The sequence below is a fragment of the Mucilaginibacter sp. PPCGB 2223 genome (assembly GCF_001705515.1).
In the GTDB taxonomy this organism is placed as follows: Bacteria; Bacteroidota; Bacteroidia; order Sphingobacteriales; family Sphingobacteriaceae; genus Mucilaginibacter.
In genome coordinates, this window is the sequence record NZ_MDJS01000003.1 from 809,224 (window position 1) to 826,306 (window position 17,083).

General features: G+C 46.0%; 10 protein-coding genes. 5 read left to right on the forward strand and 5 right to left on the reverse strand.

Annotated features, from left to right (window positions below; translation table 11 throughout):
• Positions 1-203 precede the first annotated feature (203 nt).
• A complete protein-coding gene (locus BEL04_RS18280) occupies positions 204-1,973 on the forward strand; it encodes an ATP-binding protein (RefSeq protein ID WP_066006212.1) in 1,770 nt (589 codons plus the stop codon).
• A gap of 157 nt (positions 1,974-2,130) precedes the next feature.
• Positions 2,131-4,074: an ATP-binding protein gene (locus BEL04_RS18285; protein ID WP_066006213.1), complete on the forward strand. Its 1,944-nt coding sequence runs from the start codon at positions 2,131-2,133 to the stop codon at positions 4,072-4,074.
• A 214-nt stretch (positions 4,075-4,288) separates the two neighbouring features.
• On the opposite strand, the gene BEL04_RS18290 is transcribed toward BEL04_RS18285, so the two are convergent.
• Entirely contained in the window at positions 4,289-4,570 is a 282-nt protein-coding gene (locus BEL04_RS18290) for a DUF4242 domain-containing protein (RefSeq protein ID WP_066006214.1), read from the reverse strand.
• A 96-nt stretch (positions 4,571-4,666) separates the two neighbouring features.
• Entirely contained in the window at positions 4,667-7,264 is a 2,598-nt protein-coding gene (locus BEL04_RS18295; protein ID WP_066006215.1) for a helix-turn-helix transcriptional regulator, read from the reverse strand.
• 112 nt (positions 7,265-7,376) lie between these two features.
• Here BEL04_RS18295 and BEL04_RS24520 point away from each other — a divergent pair, with 112 nt between their 5' ends.
• Entirely contained in the window at positions 7,377-8,027 is a 651-nt protein-coding gene (locus BEL04_RS24520; RefSeq protein WP_217493651.1) for a nickel-binding protein, read from the forward strand.
• A gap of 18 nt (positions 8,028-8,045) precedes the next feature.
• Positions 8,046-8,336 (forward strand): DUF1272 domain-containing protein, encoded by a 291-nt coding sequence (locus BEL04_RS18305; RefSeq protein WP_066006216.1) that lies wholly within the window; start codon positions 8,046-8,048, stop codon positions 8,334-8,336.
• Between the two features lie 88 nt (positions 8,337-8,424).
• Here BEL04_RS18305 and BEL04_RS18310 read toward each other — a convergent pair whose 3' ends face one another.
• The gene (locus BEL04_RS18310) at positions 8,425-10,308 is read right to left on the reverse strand and encodes a RagB/SusD family nutrient uptake outer membrane protein (RefSeq protein WP_066006217.1); all 1,884 of its coding nucleotides are present in this window, start codon (positions 10,306-10,308) and stop codon (positions 8,425-8,427) included.
• Between the two features lie 22 nt (positions 10,309-10,330).
• On the reverse strand, positions 10,331-13,492 hold the full coding sequence (locus tag BEL04_RS18315; protein ID WP_066006218.1) for a SusC/RagA family TonB-linked outer membrane protein: 3,162 nt from the start codon (positions 13,490-13,492) through the stop codon (positions 10,331-10,333).
• 1,115 nt (positions 13,493-14,607) lie between these two features.
• On the opposite strand from BEL04_RS18315, the gene BEL04_RS18325 reads away from it, so the two are divergent.
• Positions 14,608-15,783 (forward strand): alginate lyase family protein, encoded by a 1,176-nt coding sequence (locus BEL04_RS18325; protein ID WP_083227986.1) that lies wholly within the window; start codon positions 14,608-14,610, stop codon positions 15,781-15,783.
• A 63-nt stretch (positions 15,784-15,846) separates the two neighbouring features.
• Here the strand turns inward: BEL04_RS18325 and BEL04_RS18330 are convergent, their stop codons facing one another.
• On the reverse strand, positions 15,847-17,058 hold the full coding sequence (locus tag BEL04_RS18330; protein WP_066006221.1) for a hybrid sensor histidine kinase/response regulator: 1,212 nt from the start codon (positions 17,056-17,058) through the stop codon (positions 15,847-15,849).
• Positions 17,059-17,083: the final 25 nt, after the last annotated feature.

The window sequence follows — 17,083 nt, forward strand, 5'->3', positions numbered from 1 at the left end:
CGTGGATGAAGATCGTATTTACAGATTTTGATAAACAAATTATTAGCCTTATCTTCGGTATGTCCGCTAATATCTGTGTGAAAACCTCCCGGTTAATTTAATCAAAAAAGAAAGGCGAAGCTCAAACTATCGGGTTTAACCTGTTGTTTCTACTACAATTACCTTTCGCCACAGAAGATTTAATATCATTATTCTAAAGGTCCATGTCTATTGCTGATTATTTTGCCAGCCGTTACGATCGTGTTTTTAACCGTGACCAGGAGATCCTTGACCGGACCCGCGTCAGGATACTCGCCGTCTGCCTCTTAACGTTTATCGGTTTAACCAGTGCCCTGCTAACCCTGTACCTGTTTCAGGAGCATAATTTCCTGCTCATCCGGATCAGCTTTTTTCTGGTGCTCTTCCTTGTGGTTATGATGCTGCTTATGTTCCGCAATAGCTGGAGCCTGGCAGGGCATTGTTTTATTATGTGTATCACGTTGATGATCTGGTCGGGTATCCTGCTTTTCCGTCAGAGTGTCAATGTCGCAACTGCCGAAATGGTGTTACTCGTTGTATCCGGCGGTTATTATATCCTTGGCAGCAAGTGGGGCACCATTTATTCGTTGATCAATATGGCCCCGATCCTGGGCTACGTCATCCTGAACGATTATACCGACCTGTCGTTGCCCACACAGTATCTCCATATTAACCAACATGGGTATATGCTGGGGCTGGTTAGTAATTTTTTGTTGTTGCTTTACATTCACTATGCGTTTTTCAGGGCCTTCCAAAAATCACAATTGCAGGAGCACCAGTTACGCGAACATCTGCAAAAAGCACTGAAAACTGAACAGGAACAAGCTGCTGCAAAAACCAATTTCCTGTCGACCATGTCGCACGAATTACGTACTCCGCTGAATGCAGTAATCGGAATGACCCATATCCTGCAAACCGAAGGGCCGCGTCCCGATCAGCTTGAACACCTGAAGGTTCTTCAGTTTTCTGCCGACAACCTGATGTCGACCGTGAACGACATACTGGATTTTAATAAAATCGACAGCAGTGCAGTCGTGCTGGATAATCAGCCTTTCGTGCTCGGCGAGTTGCTGGAGAATGTCTGTGGTTCTTTCCGCACCCGGGCCAAAGAAAAAGGAATTGGCTTTACATGTACTACCGGAGCCGGCATTGAGAGCCTGACCATACAGGGGGATGCCGCCCGCTTAAGCAGCATCCTGCTCAACCTGGTCGGGAATGCGGTAAAATTTACCTCGGCCGGGCAGGTCCAGGTAAAAGCCATGCTGCTTAATAAAACCTCAAACGCGGTTAGTCTGCAATTTCGGATAGAAGACACCGGTATCGGTATTCCGCAGGATCGCCAGGCATTAATCTTTCAGCCTTTTACGCAGGCAACTTCGCGTACCAACCGGCAATACCATGGTACCGGGTTGGGGCTGACGATAGCCTACCGGTTGCTACAGCTTCACGGAAGCAAGCTGGATCTGTATAGTACGGAGGGCATAGGCACCACATTTATTTTTGAGCTAACCTATCCGCTGGCAGAGCAGCAACTATCGGCACCTGCAACAACAGAGCAGCCAGCCGACGCCGTTATGCTTAACCTTAACGTACTGGTTGCCGAAGACGAGCCCATCAACGTATTGGTCATTAAAAAGATACTGAGTAAATGGGGTATCGCACCTCAGATAGCGGCAAATGGTAAGGAAGCGGTGGATATGATCAGGCAACAGCAATTCGACGTGGTGCTGATGGATATTAATATGCCTGTGATGGACGGACTGGAAGCGGCCAGAGCCATTAAAACCATGCCAGACGCCCGAAAAGCAGCAACGCCCGTAATTGCTGTTACAGCATCAATCGGCACCGCCATTGAACAGATTAAAAGCTACCCTTATATCGACGATTGTTTACTTAAACCGTTTAAGCCCGATGATTTATTGAAGAAGCTTCAAAACCTGGAAAATATTACATAATAACGAATTTACGGCGCAACTGTGGCACTTTTTTGATATTGATCCGTTATAAAGCACAAATCAATATCAAAAAGATAGTTATTAATATCAACAGTTATTACCACTGCTTTTCAACCAAAATCCTCATCTTTACATTAAAACGCTTAAAAGTTCTGTCATGCGGTACTTGCTTTTATTTTGCGGCCTGCTGCCATTTATGGTACTTGCCCAGCATCCGGCTGAGCAACTTAACCGCTTAAAACAGGTTTCCGAAAGTGAAAAACCGAAGATCTACCTGGCACTCAGCCAGGCTTATATGGAACAGCAGCCCGACTCGGCAGTGCACTATGCCAATGAAGGAATGCGGCTGGCCGAGAAACGGAACGATCAGCCTTCACAGGCAGCCCTTTTATTACAATTAGGTCGTGTTAATGCTTTACATCACCATGATTTATTAGCCAAACGTTTTTACCAGGAGGCGCTTGGTATTTACCGGTCAGTACACGATGCCGAAGGCACAGCGCGCTGTGATGACGCGTTAGGCCAGTTGGAGGGCGCCGAAAAAAAGATACCATTGGCTGCCGGAGAGCTGGATAAAGCAGCCAGGCTGTATGCCGGGCAACGCGACAGTAACAGCGTGGCAGAAGCTTGGGAAGAGTTGGGCAAGGTTTATGCCGAAAACGGTAACCCGGAAAAAGCCTTGCAATATTATCATAAGGCCCTGGCATTTTACGAACATCGCAAAGAAACGCCGGCAGCCTATTTTGTAGTGCTCGAAAACATAAGCAACCTTTACCAAAAAAAGGGCGACAGCGCCGCGGCAATGCATTATCTCGATAAGGCGGTCCGTAGCAGCAGGCAACGTCCGGGCGAGGAAGAAATCCATTTGCTTAATGAGCAAGGGATAGCACTTGAGCGGGAAAAAGATCCGTTGAAAGCCCTCGCCGTTTTTAAAGAAGCTCTGGCGCAAGCTAAAAAACACCAGCAGCCCGAGCAGCAGGCAGAGGCGCTGATCCATATCGCCGAGTTATTACGCCAGCAAGATACAGGCACCAGCCTTACCGATTTGAAAACGGCGTTGCAAATTGCCGAAAAACTGCATGAACCCCAATTGGAAGCGCGGATTTATGCAGGCATGGCCGGTGTATACCGGCAGGAAAAGAATTACAAGGAGGCAATGGACGCGCTGGAGGAAGAGCACCACCTGGTTGACAGCTTATTGAATGCCGATACTACCAAAGATATTGCAGCTCTCGATAGCAGCTATATGCTGGAAAGCTCACGCGAAAAGATAGGCGGGCTGCAGCAGGCAAATAAACAGGAAAAGCGTGAACTATGGTTAACTATCATGTTTTGTGTTTTGGCCATAATTTTTGCAGGTGGGCTTTGGTGGTACCTGCGTAAAATACGGCATTTGAATGAAGAGCTGAGAGCATCGAATCAGATTAAAGATACCCTATTTTCAATAATTGGTCACGACCTGAAGGGGCCGGCCGGCAGTGCTGCCCAATTGTTCGAACTCATGGAGACCGAAAACTTCACCGAGACCGAACTACGCGGGATGATCGGTGAGCTGCGTTTACAAACTACTGCTTCGCTTGAGCTGCTGCAGGCTTTGTTTGAGTGGGGTAAAGCGCAACTGCAGGGTGTTAAAGTTAATCCTTCCGATTTCGACCCCGGTCCGGTTGTAGAACGATGCATTCATCTGTTGTCGCAACAGGCGGCACAGAAAAATATAGCCATCAATAACGAACTGCCGCCACACCTGCGTATTCATGCTGATGCCGATCATTTCGAGTTAGTAATACGTAACCTGGTGTCAAATGCAATTAAATTTACCTATCCAAACGGGCATATAGATATAGGCACTACCCGCCATGGGGACAAAAACACCGAAACTACTTTCTTTGTGCGCGATAATGGCATAGGAATAAATGAATCGCAGCAGGCTTCTTTCCGGTCGGGCCAAATGCAGGTTAGCTTTGGTACGGGCCGGGAAAAAGGGAGTGGTTTGGGGCTGCTCCTGGTGAGAGATTTTGTAAAAGCCAACCAGGGGCGTATCTGGCTGGAAAGCCGTGAGGGAAAGGGAACTACCTTTTTTATCGCTTTCCCATCAGCCTGATCCTGGGAGTTTATGCCATCTACCCATTCTTTATGCATCAGACCAATACTGCAGGTCTCAATAATAAACGCTTTCTGCCGGCGACGGGGTTACCCGGATATAAACATTGTGGCTGGATTTTCTCAGTCACCTATACCGCCGTCTTTGCTGCTAAAACAATTCGGGCCATCTTTCAATGGCCCGAACTCAAAAGAACATGTGATTATAGGTTATACTATTTAACAGTATGGCCGCCTACAGGGTCAATTATCGCTGTTACCTCGGCGATGGAATTTATCGGGAAGTTGCCCAGTTTGGCATGTTCCCTTAATACCTCCTCACTCTCGGCTATATGTATGCAATATATTTTATTACCGGTAACAAACGATTGTACCCAGTGATAAGGTTTACCTAACTCGTTTACGGCATTACACGAGGTTAGCGAAATACCTTGTAATTCTTCATTCGTAAGATTGCCTGCACCCGGAAGCTCTCTCTCAATAACAAACTTTTTCATAGTAATTAATTCTTAATTGTAAATAACAGCTACAAAAATGAGTATTGAGCGCCTGGCGGATATCAGGGGTATTCCCTATTTTAAAATAGCCGTTCCCTATTTTATAATTTCGAGGTTTATAGCTTCCTGAACCGCTTTTATACGGTTGTTTACATTAAGCTTTAGTAATATAGAAGAGATATGGTGATCGACCGTTTTAGCCGAGATAAAAAGCCGCCCGGCGATCTCCCTATTTTGTAACCCCTCTTTGAGCAAAGCCAGGATATCGAGTTCGCGTGTGGTCAGGTATGCTTTGTTTGAGCGAGTACTTTCGCGGATACCGCGGGGTATGCTTTTAATGCCCGAAGTACGCATCTCGGTTTTCATTTTTTGATACACAGCATCTGCTCCGAGCTTTTGGATAATGTTGATTGCTTTTCGTTTATCCACATCATTGCCGTCAAATAAGATGAGCGCCTGTTCGTAGGCGCATCCCAGACCTTCCCAAAGGGCGGCTATATTCTGTATTTGTTTTTTATTCTGAGCATGATATCCTTCAAAAGTATCTTTCAGTTGTACTTTCTTCTTCCTGGCCTTAAACATCCAAAATACAAGTTCGTTGTTTTCAAATGCAGGATCAACGTTTTTAAGGATGTTCAAAGTACGATCGATTATATCCGGCTCAATGATATTTTTACCTGTTATCCATTCGTATTCTAATAAAGAAGCCAATACCGGGGCTATTCTTTGCAGTTCCATTGTCTCAAAAGCCAATACCTTCGCTTTGCTAAGGTATTGAAGCGACTCCGGGTTGCCCCGACGCATCTTTATCTTCCCCTTTACCGTTAGGGCGCCAATTTTAATAACGGTAACCTGGTTTTCGTTTTGAAGCAGGCTATCTGCAATACACAGCGCTTCATCCCAGCTGCCTGTTTCGAGTTTTAGCTGCGCATTTAATGATGACATATATGCCGACCATGAATCCAGGTCCCGTTCCTCACAATAGCTGATGCCTTCTTCCAATATCAGTTTTGCATAAGCGTAATTTTTCATGGCTAAGCTCATGTTCCCAATATTAGTAAAGGCGCGCGCAGCGTGTTCGTGATAAGCGTTTTTCAGGCAAATTTCAAGGCTCTGTTTTAATAAAGTCAATCCTTTTTCGTGGGATAACCTGGTTCCCATTTGCGCCGTACCAACATTGTTCAGGGCATGGGCATAGGTTTCGTTATCATTCAGCTCAAGCGCCATGGCCATTGCCTGCTCTCCCCACGATATACAATCCTCAATCTCGTTGCTCAGCATTTTCAATTGCGACATATTGCTCAGCGCTTTCGCCTTGCTAACCGATGGCGGCTGCGTGTCCAGCACATCAATGGCCTGTTGCGCAAAGCTTTCAGCTTGTTTGCGGTTCCCGTCGAACCACCAAAGCCGCGATAAAAAGCGCATACAGTTTCCTGTCTTTTCAGTATCTCCACTCTTTTCCAAAAGGCCCAATACTTTTTGCTGATACGCGATGGCCTCTTTGATCTGATTAGTCAAATAGCACTCGTACGAGTACGCTTCATACAGTTCAATCAGCACAGCTTTATCGTTCCCCTGGTAGTATTCAATAGCCGATAAATACAAGCTGGCAGCCTGGATATGGCAGCCTGCCGACATGGCCTGCCTCGCTGCTAAAGGCGCATAATGAACTACCAGTTCGTATTCGTTGGCATGTTTAGCGTGGTGAATGATCCGTTCTATCTGTTGGCTTTGCTCAAAATCCCCGCGAAACAGCCCGAGTATCCTTTTATTGAGTCTGGCCCGCAGCATCGGCGAAAGCGAATCTTCTATTGCCCTGCGGTATAGCTCGTGCTTAAAAAACATTATCCCGTCGCGGGGGATCAGTACCTTCAGGGCGAGGCAATTTTCAATGGCGCCGGAATAGCCCGGCTCCATTTTTTCGAGGTATTTGATCTCAAAGCCGGCCGGGAATACCGATACCGTTTGCCAGATGTGCTTCGTTCTCTCATCCAGGCTGTTATATACCGAGAGGATCGAGTCTTTAATATTATCCGGGATACCCGGGCTATAGCTGGCCAGTATCTCGTTTACGTAGAACGGATTGCCGCCCGTAATACTGTAAACGTCTTCGCCGCTATACCCTCTTGCAACAGCCATAGCATCTACAGCCTGGGGGGATAGTGGAGTTAATTGCAGCCTTGTAAATGAATCGGGTGGTAAGTGCCCAAGTATATTTCGCAACGGGTGGCGCAGGCCGATTTCGTTATCACGATAGGTTAGGATAAAAAAACAACGTGTATGTATAATACGCCGGGCCAGGAACTTGATAAAATCTATCGTTGCCTCGTCCGCCCAATGGATATCTTCGAATACCACGATCGTTTCCTGCTCCGGGTCAGAAAGCTCCTGCAGGAACTTTGTGAATAATGCAGACCTGTCGGCAATATCAACACTGCCCTGAAATAAGTTGCTTTTGAGCTGCCATGCAATATCGTACAGCGGGGCCAGCGGGCGGGGCGTAAATAAGGCGTCGCATGTTCCGGTATATATCCGGCAAGTTCCGTTCTGCGTCTTACAGAAGGCTTTAACCAACGATGTTTTACCGATACCGGCTTCGCCGCCTAACAATACACAGTGCCCTTCGCCGCTTCCAAGGTACTCAAACTTGCTTTGCAGCGAAGCTAAAAATCCGGCCCTTTCTATCAATTCCATATTCCTTAATGTAAAATAAGGGAAGCACTATTATAAAATAGGGAATATTCCTTACATCCGGCAAAAAAACAGGGGCGTTCTTTGCCGGGAAGTTTAATTTATTATATTTATCATGAAACACACTTTTATTTTTAAAACATTCGCTATCATGATCTTGAATGTCTCTTACGCACCAGCGCATTCCAATATCGCGCAAGGTAAAGAATCCAAAGTGACACATCAAAAACAAACGGTAAATAATTTGTATATGGATGTGCACCACTTCGGGCCCGGTAAAGTAAAATATGATGATGTTGTTAAGGCCCATGCCAAGGACCTGGCAACCGAAGGCAAATTTGGGGTGCATTTTATCAAATTCTGGGTTGATGAGGAACGGGGCAATGTATACTGCCTGGTCAGTTCGCCAAGTAAACAACTGCTCAAAAAAGTACATGCCAGGGCACATGGTTTGATGCCAAGTGAGATATACCAGGTAACAAGCGGTGTGGAATCGCCATTAAAACCCGGCAACGGTTTCTTCCTGGATGTACACACACTCGGAGCCGGAAAGGTTACAGCTAAAGCCGCAGCGGCAGTTCATCAAAAAGATCTGGCAACCGAATCAAAATATGGGGTAAATTTCGTGAACTACTGGGTTAATGAGAAGCAGGGTGTTGTTTTCTGTCTGTCACAAGCTCCGGATTCGATCAGTATCATCAAAACACACAAGGAAGCCCATGGCCTGGTTCCTGCTTACGTGGAGAGCGTTCGCGAGGGTCAATAAGATATCAATTAACAAAATATGCTTGAAATAAAACCAACCTGCGAAAATTGCAACAAGCCTTTACCGAACGATTCGGCTGAGGCTATGATATGCAGCTTTGAATGTACGTTTTGTGCCGATTGTGTAAACCATGTTTTAGAAAACGTTTGCCCCAATTGTGGCGGCGGGTTTGTACAACGTCCAACACGCCCAAAAGTTAAACTGGAGCGCAACCCTGTAGGTACGCGCGTGGTTTACAAACCCGTCGATTTAACTGAGTTCGCATTACTTAAAGAGCAATACAAAAATATTGCACCTGATAAAAGGTAGCAAAACTATCTGTGTTATCCGCCTGACACAAAGCCGCCCTGATGATTTTCATCATCAGGGCGGCTTTGTTTATTATTTTAATTGTTATTTATGGGATCTTATCCAGCGGAGGCACGTTTGTTGCAGCTCCGTTATACCCTTTATTCTGATTGATATGACCGGTAACATTGAGGTCGATATCGCTCTGCGGAATTGGCCACAATACGTGATATGGAGAAATGGTAAAGTGATTACCTGAATTGGTAACTACGTTCGGGTTTTTATAAAAATCGTTTTTCTCCATAATACGATCGTAAAAAAAGTTGCTGGTAGAGAAGTTGGCCACGCTGTAGGTCCTTCCCTTGTAATCGGCTATACCGGTTTGCGCAAAGATGAAAGCAATACGGGTAAGCTCTGTTTTACGGGGCTCCTCCCAGAACAACTCACGGGCGCGCTCATCCAGTATGGTACCAATGTTTACCTGGGTCGGATCGGTTAACAACTGGGCCTGTGCACGGGCACGTACCTGGTTAATATCGGCCATAGCCAGCGCCGGCTGCCCTTTCCAGATATAAGCTTCGGCACGCAGCAGGTAGGTTTCAGCTTCGCGGAATACATACCAGTCGGTATTGGTACCACGTGGCGGGCTCCACCATTTATCTACAGCGGTATTACCACCGCCCCAGTTGATGAATACTTTGTAGTGCGGCCAGCCAAACCATGCGCGGATACTATCCTGCGGGCCATTCAGAAACACCCGGCCGGGCACTTTGGCATCGGCATCTACCCATTGTTGCAGGTTTTTGCCATACCAGGCAGGATCGGTAGTTTTAATGGCCGAATTGTTGTAAACCAGGTCGGTCATATTCATCCAGTTGCCCGGAGCATGGCGTAAGTCGGTATTATCGGTCCAGATGTATTTGGTGGCATAAGCAGTTTGGCGGCAGCGGCCAATACCGCGGCCATACCACAACGTGATCGGGTATTCGGCAGTTATCGGGTCAACAACACCAGGCTTGTGGTTGGTTGGGGTAAGTATGGTACCATTATGCCACATAGGCACGCAGTTACGCATTACCTGCGAACCATTGGTAATAGCACCGGTCAGGTTGTCACGGTCGATCACATTGTAAATGGCCTCGGTATTGGCGGCGATAGATTTGTTATCGGGGCGGTGCAAATCCCAGATCACATTTTTGGTCGCGTCTGAAGCTACGATGCCAAAACGGTTGGTCATCAAATGGTATGGGCCATTAATTACTGTATTGGCTGCAGTGATAGCATCGTCAAACAATCCCAGGGCCAGGTCAACCTTGCAAAGCAGGTGAGCAGCAGCACCTTTGGTTACAGTACCCTTAGCACCGCCATCGGTAAGGTTGGCAACAGCAAACTCCAGGTCGATTTTCAACTGTTTCAGGATAGCTGTGCGCGATACGGTTTGATAGCCGGTATTTACACCCTGCTCTTCGTGGAACGGGGCCGGAACATCGCCAAACTGGTGTACCAGACGATAGTAACGATAGGCCCTGTGGAAATAAGCGGTAGCTAACATAGCATTGCGCGCAGCCGGGGTGGGCCAGCTAATGTTATCAATACGGCTGATGATCACGTTGGCATCTTTAACACCCGCATACCAGGTATACCAATATCGGAATATCTTATTATAGTCATCGCTATCGTTATTGGAGGTTGGGGTAATACGCACATTCAAATCCTGTGCAGGTGTGGTTTTATCGGTTGTACCTTCTACATAAGCATCGGTAAACACACACTCGGTAAGCAACGGCGCCGAATCACTAAAAAACTCGAAACGTACGCCGATGTTCAAATTGAGCGCGGCATCGGTAAACGCTGCTACAGAGGTAAGCGTAGCATCGGGCGTAAATTTTGATGGCAGCGAAGGCGACAGTTCATCGCGTTTGGTACAGCCCTGGGCAATAAACATTGCACCAAGTGTTAGCGCCGCTATTATATTTTTATTTGTCTTTTTCATATATCACAATTCTTTAATCGGGTTAAAAAGTTGCACTTATACCGGCAGCCAGGAAACGTGGGGTCGGACCGTCGTTTTGCGGATCCCAGAACTGCCACGGCGTCATTACGTAAGCGTTTGTAGCATTTACATAAACTTTAGCGCTTTTCATGCCTATTTTCTTAACCAGGCTGTTATTAAAGGTATATCCCAGCGAAACGGTTTGCACCCTTACAAAAGATGCCTTTCTCCATACGTTGATGGTGGTACCTTCAGAACCTGAACTCAGGCGGGCAAAATCATTGATGGGGTTATCGGCTGTCCAGTAAGGCCATACGTAAGAGTTTTGACGCAGGAAACCTACACTGCCCGGGCTGTTAAGTGCCTGGTTAAACTTGCGGAGCTGGCCGATGCTTGATACCAGCATGAAAGAAAAATCAAAGTTTTTGAAACTGAAATTATTACGCAATGACCAGGTGAAACTTGGGCTTGTTGAACCGAGAAACTGTTTGTCGGCATTGGTATAAAGATGATCACCATCAACATCCTCCAATTTAAAGTCACCCGGTTTAATACCTGCGCCGGTATATAGTGCGGCGGCAGCAGTTTCATTAGCTTGCCAGACACCGGTTATCTTATAATCCCAAACAGCACTGATATCATGACCAATGAACCAGCCGTTACCGATATCGTTGTTCTCAACATAAGTTACGTTACCGCTTGCATCGGTAACCGGCACAGCGCCATAGATGTGGACGATCTTATTGCGGTTAAGCGTAAAGGTACCGTTGGCATTCCAGTTAAAGTTTTTGCCTTTGATGATAGCACCATCCAGTGAAATTTCAAAACCGCGGTTCTGGGTTTCGCCAAGGTTGGTGAGCGGGCTCGACTGGTTGCTGCCGCCTCCGGTATAAGTACCATTATAACCTCCTATGGTAGGGATAGAACGCCTGACTAACTGATTGGTAGTACTGCGGTTATAAACATCTATAGAAGCATTGAGGCGGCCTTGTAATACGGTCAGGTCTAAACCGATGTTGGTACCGGTTACGCGCTCCCAGGTCAGGTCGGCGTTTTGCAGGTTGTTTACACCAACGGTAATATTGTTGGTAACGGTGCCGTTAGTAACGGTAGGGTAATAAGCGCTGTAGAGCTGGGCGACGGCTATAGACGCATCGGGCGTCCCCCCCGGTATGTTACCGTTTGAGCCATAACCTACACGCAGTTTAGCATAATCTAACCATTTAAAGGCATCACCTTTCATAAACTTCTCATCAGTTAACACCCAGGCCAAAGCGCCGGATACATAAGCCTGACGAGGAGCTTTTAAACCGAAAGGCGAGTAACCATCCTGGCGGGCTGTACCGGTTAAAATATAGCGCCCTAACAGGGTATAGTTTAAACGGGCCATTTTGCCGTCGCCGTCAACCTCGCGGTCGTCACTGCTTTCAACAGGCAGGGTACCTGCGCCAATATTATGATAACCTGCACCATCCGTAGGGCTCAATTGCGTGTTACCGGTAGAAGTATACCAGCTCTGGTAGCGGTTTTTGGTAAGCAGCAGGGTAACATCGAAATTATGGATACCGAAGGTTTTGTTCCAGCTCAGGATATTATCCAGGTTGTAACGGAAACGATTTTCCATTGTACGATTGGCACTGCCGCCTGTCAGTTCGTTCGGGTTGGCAACCGGACGGAAGAAAAAGTTACGGTAAGCCTCGATCTGGGGAGAAAAGTTGAGGCTGTATTTGATGCCAAAAGGCAGATCGACACGGGCAAAAAGGTTACTGAACAGTTCGTTTTGAATGTTAACGTTTTGGTTATAAACTGTACCCAGGAAAGGGTTACGGAAGTTCAGACCGCTATCGTCTGTATCGATACGGCGCAGCGAACCATCCGGGTTGTACATATCACCATAAGGAGATGCGTTAAGTATCTGGGTCCAGTCAGCCTCATGCAGGTCGTAACCTGACAGGCCGAAAGGGTTCAATCCACCGCTTTCATCGCGGCTGGCAAATTGCGCGTTGATGCCGATAGTCAAAAACTTGGCAACTTTACCTTCCAAATTAAGGCGGAAACGGGCATCCTTATACTCACCGCCTTGTATCAGGTTTTGATTCTTGGTGAAGTTGCCCGACATATAATAGCTAACGGCATCGGTCCTGCCCTGCAAACTGGCGGTATAATCCTGGCGGATACCGTTACGGAAGATCAGTTTAGACCAATCGGTCACCTTACCGGCCTGGTAGTTGGCAATCTCATTATTTTGCAAGCCCAGGCGCTGCAGCCATACTACGGTTGGATCGCCGGTAGCCCCGTTCATAAACTGCGCGAGGGTAACGCCATCCGGCAAGTTGCTGGGGTTGCTGTAGTAATAGTAAGGGTTAGCTGTGTTGGTTGCCCTGGCGGCATCAGCACGCCAGTTTAAAAACGCAGTGCCCTGGTAATATTGTTGGTTTTTTTCGAGTTGGGAAATGCCGGTATTAGCTGAAACAGAAATGGTGGTACCACCTTTACCTTTTTTAGTGGTAATAGCTACTACGCCACCCGCCGACTGTGCACCGTATACAGCCAACGCGCTCGGATCGCGCAGTACGTCAACACGGTCGATGTCGTCGGGGTTGATGTCGGCCAGCTGGCCGGGATAGATCACGCCGTCCAATACAATCAGCGGGGCAGCATTGCCCGATAAAGATACCTGGCCGCGCAACTGCAAATCGCCTGTGCTGCCACCTTTGGCCGAGGTGTTCATGGCAACGCTCAGGCCCGGGATAGCACCTTTCAAAATATCGGTTACGCTGGTGGGATTATCATTAGCCAGTTTATCAGCTTTAATGCTGGTAATAGAGCCGGTAACATCTTTTACAGCACGTGTGCCGTACCCGATCACCACAACTTCATCCAATTGTTTGTTGGTCGAAATCATGGTTACATCGATAACCGGACGGCCGTTAATTGCTATCTCCTGGGTCTCTAAACCCAAACTGGTAAATACCAGAATGCCGTTGGCCGGAGCGCTGATGGAATAGCTGCCATTAACGTCTGTCGCTGTCCCGGTGGCAGTCCCTTTCACCTTGACGGTGACGCCCGGCAACGACTCACCTTTACTGTCTTTTATCGTCCCTTTTATGGTTTTATTCTGGGCGAAGGCAGTCATAAAGCCGGTCACTAAAACGAAAATTAAAAGAGTAATTTTTTCTTTCATAACTTAAAAATAGGTTTAGTTAATAGTGTTTATCGGCATATTAAATATGCCTTGGGAGGTAATGAAAAATGAACCTTGTTCAGTTTCATACAGCAGGGTTACCTGCAGGTTAAAAAAATCGACCTGTCATTATTCTTTAAATGGTTTAAGTGGATGTAATTACTAATTGGCTGGGATAAAATTAGGCCACTTTAACCGATAAAAACAAATAAAAATCAACATAAATCATTGATAATGAATTACTTAAAATGATTTTTATACGCTTAAAACACAATTTATATAATGGGTAACATGCTGATTATATGCAGTAGCGGCACGATTTTGAGATAAGTAAAAAGGGAAAGGGATACGCTTTATTCGCAACGTTTTCGTTACAATTACGAAGCAAAAATCAGTTCTTTTACTCTTAAAAATGTACAAAAACTGATCCTAAAAGGCCTTTACGTGTCAATATGATAATTATTTTTCTGCTTAAATAACGCAAGATACAGCATTAACTATTGGATAATATCCTCCAATTATAACACATGCCGATCAACGCCTGGGCCTCAGTTTCCAGCTTTTAAACAGCTTTAGTAAAACCGCCCGCAAACAAAACAGTTTATACCGAAACACCTTTAAATCAGGTAAACTGATCTATCAGCGGAGCTGTGGCAGGGCCAATAGGTAATGATGCGTTTAAAACGTATAGGATTGCCAATCAAAAACATTGATTACTGATCGGTATACCACCCTTTAAATTGCGTTTTAAGCGTAACGGTGGCACCACAATATTTCCTAAAAGTAAAAAGTGCCCGGAAGGCGTATCAGAAAATTATTTTAAAAAAAAAATTCACGCACCTGTTTCACAAAGTGCATTCTTATGCCCAAAACACCTTGTGGTTAAAGCGTATCAAACTACCCACAAACATATTAATAATCAACTATTTATCATTTTTTTTATAGGTTTGACATCAGAATATTCCTGTATTCGGCTAACCAATTATGCTTTTATAAGTCCGCAATAACCTTTCAGAAGGCATCATATTTTATCGTAAGCAAGGCGGCTACGAGCTGATTATTAACTGTATAACAGGGTAACTATTAACCAATAATTAATTAACCATTTATTTATTATGAAAAGAAGAAAACTGTCCTTTTTTTTATTTACAGCAGCTTGTGTGGCGGCTACAACTTTACTGCTGGTAAGATGTACTAAGAACTCGGTGTCGCAACCTGCAAACACTGCTGCCGATCCGGCGTCAGCCACTCCAAAGCTTTCCACCCAGTCGGTTACTACATTTGTGCATCCGGGCGTGATCGTCAGCAAAGCCATGCTCGATTATATCGGGGCCCAGGCAAACGACAATACAACGAGCCGCTATGCCGATTACAGTGCCACCGTACTCGATTATTGCAATAATAACCCCGTACCAACCACCTGGATATCGGTTGTGCATGTAGCCAGCGGTACTACCACACCGGATGAAAAAAGGTTTAAGGGCGATGGCTTACTGGCTTATGCGCTTGCCTTGCGCTGGGCAAAAACCGGTACAGCTACCTACGCGACACAGGTTAAACAAATCCTCGACGGCTGGAGCAATAACTTCTCAAGCATCACCAACGATTCGGGCACACCATTCAGCCAAACATACCTTGAAGCTTCGTGGGCCGCTCCAAACTTCGTGGCTGCTGCCGAGATCATCAAATACTACGTTCCGGCAAATGGTGTTGGCGGCGGCTGGACCTCGACCGAGGACACCAACTTTACCAACTTTTTAAATAACCTTAAAAACAATTACATCAACCACGTGGCAGATATGGGCTATCACAACAACTGGGATATCTCTGAAGGCTATGCAAAAATGGCTATCGGGGTATTTTTAAACAGCTCGTCTGTTTATCAATCGGGTGAGGATATTTTAACCTCTACCGAACCTTCGGTAATTGCCGCTGACGGTACCGATGTTGAGCTTTGCGTGCGCAGCGATTGCCACCACTTTCAATACAGCTTAACCGGTTTATCATACGGCGCAACTATTTCGGCCATACAGGGCGATAATGTTATTTATGGTGCAAACGGTGGCAGGTTAAGTCTTGGCTACGATTATATGCGTAAAGCCTACAATAACCAGGAATGTATCCCTTGTTCCGGTCAGTACGTTTATCCTGGCGTTGAAGTAGCTTACAGGCACTATCAAACTGCCAACTTATCAAGCCTGCGGGCCATCGGCGCACCGTATGAGATACCAAGCGATATCACTTTCCTTGGTTTTACTACTTACACACACTATAACGTGCCATTGTTTTAAAATAACAAAACCTCTGTGCCTTTTGGAGGTGCAGAGGTTTTGTTTTATTACCCGACTATTTTGTTAATTAACCACAGGCATCGTAAACGTAAAGCAGGAGCCTTTGTCTAATTCGCTTTCTACCTGTATCCTGCCACCATGCTGCAAAACAAAATCGCGTACCAGTACCAGCCCTAAACCTGTACCTTTTTCGTGACCGGTACCCAATATCGGCCTTGAGCTGATATTGCCGAAAAGCATGTCGCGGGTTTGTGGCGTCATTCCCACACCAAAATCCTTAATACAGATCTCCACCATGTTATTAACAGGTTTTTTCGAAGTAACCTTTATTGCGCTGCCGCTATGAGGTGTAAACTTGATAGCGTTGGTTACGAGGTTCTGCAGGATAGACCTGAACATCAGCGCATCGGCATTGATATAAATATCCTCTTCTATTTCGTTATGCAAAGCGATATTTTTTTGCGCAGCATTGGCGCGCAGCAAATCGAGCGACTCGTTGATAGTTTCGGCCAGATGGAGCTTTTCGGGCCTGAAATCCGCTTTTTCGCGTTGGTTCTTGGCCCATTCAACCAGTTCATTCAGTTGGTCGAGTATCTTTTGTGATGTACGGTTGATAATACCCGAAAACATCCTGATCTGATCAGGACGAAGTTTTTCGGCATCGCGGCTCATATTTTCCGACGAAGCCAGCAACGATGTTAAAGGATTACGCAGATCGTGCGAGATCACCGACAAGAACTTATCTTTCGACATGTTGAGCGCTTTCAACTCGTGATTCAGGTTCTCTAATTCCAGCGTCCGTTCGAGCACACGTTTTTCGAGGCCCTGGTTAAGCTGTACCAAATCATTGTTAATGGCCTGAAGTTTTTCTTCCTGCTGTTTCAGCAATTGATTTTTTGAATACAGTTCGGCAAAAACGGCCACTTTGGTACGCAATATCTCCGGGTTAAACGGCTTGCGGATAAAATCTACCGCACCTGCTTTATACCCTTTAAATATGGCAGCCTCTTCATAATCGTGTGCAGTTACAAAGATGATCGGTATCTGCCGCAGCTTATCGCGCTGATAGATGAGTTCGGCGGTTTCGTACCCATCCATGATGGGCATTTTAACATCGAGCAGTATCAGTGTAAAATCCTCTTCTTTCAGTAATATCCTCAGCGCCTCCTTGCCCGAAGTAGCCCGGTGAAAAATGTAGTTTTCCTTACCTAAAACCACTTCGATCGAGAGCAGGTTATTTTCGTTATCATCAACTAAAAGGATCTTTACGGCCATATTTTATGTTACCTCGGGCATTTGT